Origin of the sequence: Frisingicoccus sp. (genome assembly GCA_016298055.1) — a bacterium.
Lineage (GTDB): Bacteria > Bacillota > Clostridia > Lachnospirales > Lachnospiraceae > Frisingicoccus.
In genome coordinates this window covers 1-3219 of sequence record JAEDDO010000194.1, presented here as the reverse complement: position 1 = coordinate 3219, position 3219 = coordinate 1, and the positions used below count along the sequence as shown (strand labels likewise).

Genomic DNA, 3219 nt, shown 5'->3' with positions numbered 1-3219 from the left:
AATAATTTACCTTCTAAAGCTTTTGAATGCTGGCGTGTTATATTGGGACAAAGGAGGTAAGACGATATATGGAAGAATTGCAAAATATGAGAACAAAAATGGAGCAGTACCGTGTATGCAAGGATCCGGCACTGCAGAAAACAATGTCTGTGCCGGAGATGCGTAAGCTTCTGGGACTAAAAAAGACTGAAAGTTACTGGCTAGTCCACAGAAATTTTTTTAAGACAGAAATTATTGGTGGAGTGATGCGGATTGATATTGAGAGTTTTGAAAAATGGTATGCAAACCAGGTAAAGCACAAAAAAGTAAACGGAGAAGCACCGGGCAGGGAACTGACAAAGACATCCTATTCTTTTCAGGAAGCTGCAAACCTTCTGGGAGTGAATAATGCCAATCTGTATGAAATATGGAAGAAAGAAAACCGTAAGACCATAATCGTCGATTTTGTGATGCGTATTCCAAAGGAAGAATTCGAGAAATGGTATGAGCAGCAGGATGTATATAAAAAGGCGGACAAAATGCCCACCATATCAGATATGGAAAAAGACTATATCCGATTTGAGGAAGCTGCCATGCTTTTGGACGTTATGGAGTCGGAGATGCTGAAACTCATCAGAACCAGTGAATACAGGAATCTGTTTGACATTAGGATATTCAACAATAAGAAATGGATATCAAGAAAAAGCTTCCAGTTATTTCTGAATGCACAGAACGAATATCGTATCAATAAAGAAGATAATGAAACTGTAGCGGATGATATGATAGCTGAAACAAAGCAGTATATTTCAAGACAGGAAGCAGCAGAGCTTGCCGGGGTAACTGCTTCAACAATCACAAAATGGATGCAGATGAAAAAATTTTCATGTACGGGCGCCGGAAAGGTGCTTCGGATTCACAGGATGGAATTTTTGAAATGGCTGGATGAGAACAGGGAAGGGGTGTGTTAATATGGCTTTTATCAGAAAGCGAGGAAAGAAATTTGCTGTGATCTATAGAATTAAGGATGATAATGGCAAGGAACGTCAGACCTCTGAAACATTTTCAACACAGAAAGATGCGGAAAGACGGCAAAAAGAAATAGAGTATAAAATGGCCATTGGTAAATTCGAGGTTCCAAAATGTACGACTCTGAAAGAACTCATTGAAGAGTATGTAAAAATTTACGGACATGATAAATGGGGTGTTTCGACTTATGCTGGAAATATCAGTCTGATAAATAATTACATACTGCCGACAATCGGCAAAGTAAAGCTCTCCAGTATCAATACGCATTTCATGGAAAAGTATTATAAGGATCTTTTGGAAATGCCGGCAGTAAAGAGTTCCAAGAATATGGACGGATCCGGTACGATTACAGAATCCACGGTAAATGAAATTCATAAGATATTGAGGAGTGCTTTTCGTCAGGCTGTAAAATGGGATCTGATGGAAAAGAATCCGGCAGTGGATGCAACCGTGCCCAAGGCAAAAACGCAGGAACGTGAGATTTGGACAGCGGAGATGCTGATGCAGGCACTGGAAGCGTGTGATAACAAAATGCTCAAAATAGCATTTCATCTTGCATTTACTGCTACACTTCGTATTGGTGAACTGCTTGGGCTTACCTGGGATGAGATGGATATTTCGGAAGAGGCGATTGCGAACAACAGGGCTTATGTGATTATCAGCAAGCAGGTGGAAAGGGTTTCCAGAGATGCAGTGGAAGCACTAAACTCAAAGGAAATTATTCTGATCTTTCCGACATCAAAGAAAAACAACAAAACCGTCAGGGTTCTGAAAACACCAAAGACAGACAGCAGTACACGAAAAGTATACATTCCAAAATCTGTTGCACAGTGTCTGGTGGAATTGAAAGCGGAACAGGATGAGATCAAGGAAGCTCTGGGAAATGAATATCAGGATTACAATCTGGTAATGGCAACAACCTTTGGCCTTCCAATCGGAGACAGCTATCTTAGGAATAAGATGCAGGATATCATAGATGAGCTTGGATTGCCGGATGTGGTATTTCACAGTCTGCGTCATACAAGTGTGACCTACAAACTGAAACTGAGTGGCGGAGATATCAAGGCCGTACAGGGAGATTCCGGACATGCTCAGGCAGACATGGTAACAGAAGTATATGGCCACATTATTGATGAGGACCGAAGAAAGAATGCAGAAATGATGGAGAATGCCTTTTATAATAAGGAAAATCTCAATCCACAGATGAAAGGATCCGAGGAAAGCAGTAATACGATTGCGGTACCGGAGGGAGTAGATGCGGAACTATTGATGAAGGTACTTGGTAACCCGGAGATGGCGGCACTGCTTACATCACTGGCAAGGACAATGAAGGTATAATATAGGAAGAAAGACGATATTGTGTAGAACAAGTTTCTATACAGTATCGTTTTTGTTTATGGTGAAATGAAGATATGTATGCCAATATATAGCCTTTATTTATGCAGATGATACGGTTCGTATCACGCATGTGACGCATAGATTCTTTTGATTTTTTCTTTCTTTTGTTATGTTGTTTTCAGCCCAAGGGCAAAACAACACATAAGAAAGGAACATGAAAGATGAAAAGAAATGAGAAAAGATTATTAGGAGTAGGAAGTATTTTACTTGTAGCATTTGCTATATGGACGATACTGATTCAAACAGTTGATGTTAGACCAGTAGGACAAAATGGAACTGATATAGGATTTGCAACATTTAACTGTTGGTTTCATGAATTGACAGGTGTACATTTATCTATTTATAATCTGACTGATTGTCTGGAACTATTACCATTATGTATTTGTACTTTTTTTGGTGGACTTGGTCTTTGTCAATTGATTAAGAGAAAAAGTCTTTCAAAAGTAGATCAGGATATTATGATTTTGGGAATCTATTACTTAATTGTAATAATGACATTTACTATTTTTGAAATAATACCAGTAAATTACAGACCAATTTTAATCGAAGGAAAGCTGGAAGCTTCTTATCCATCATCAACAACACTTTTGGTATTGAGTGTAATGCCTACATTTGTGGAACAGATTAGACGTCGTTTAAATAACGTAAGAGTTCAAAAGATTTTAAGTATAGTAACCATATTCTATATGATATTCATGGTTGGTGGAAGATTAATCTCAGGAGTTCACTGGTTTACAGATATTGTAGGATCAGTATTGTTTAGTGCAGGATTATTTTGTATTTACAAAGCAATTATTATGAAAATAATTAAGGAAA

General features: G+C 38.3%; 3 protein-coding genes. All 3 read left to right on the top strand.

The window, feature by feature from the left end:
• The first annotated feature begins 68 nt into the window (after window positions 1–68).
• A complete protein-coding gene (locus tag QZZ35_RS10350; protein ID WP_291237330.1) occupies window positions 69–947 on the top strand; it encodes a helix-turn-helix domain-containing protein in 879 nt (292 codons plus the stop codon).
• 1 nt (window position 948) lies between these two features.
• Window positions 949–2343, top strand: a complete 1395-nt coding sequence (locus QZZ35_RS10345) for a site-specific integrase (protein WP_291237329.1) — start codon at window positions 949–951, stop codon at window positions 2341–2343.
• A gap of 221 nt (window positions 2344–2564) precedes the next feature.
• On the top strand, window positions 2565–3219 hold a 655-nt coding region (locus tag QZZ35_RS10340; protein WP_291237328.1), incomplete at its 3' end, for a phosphatase PAP2 family protein.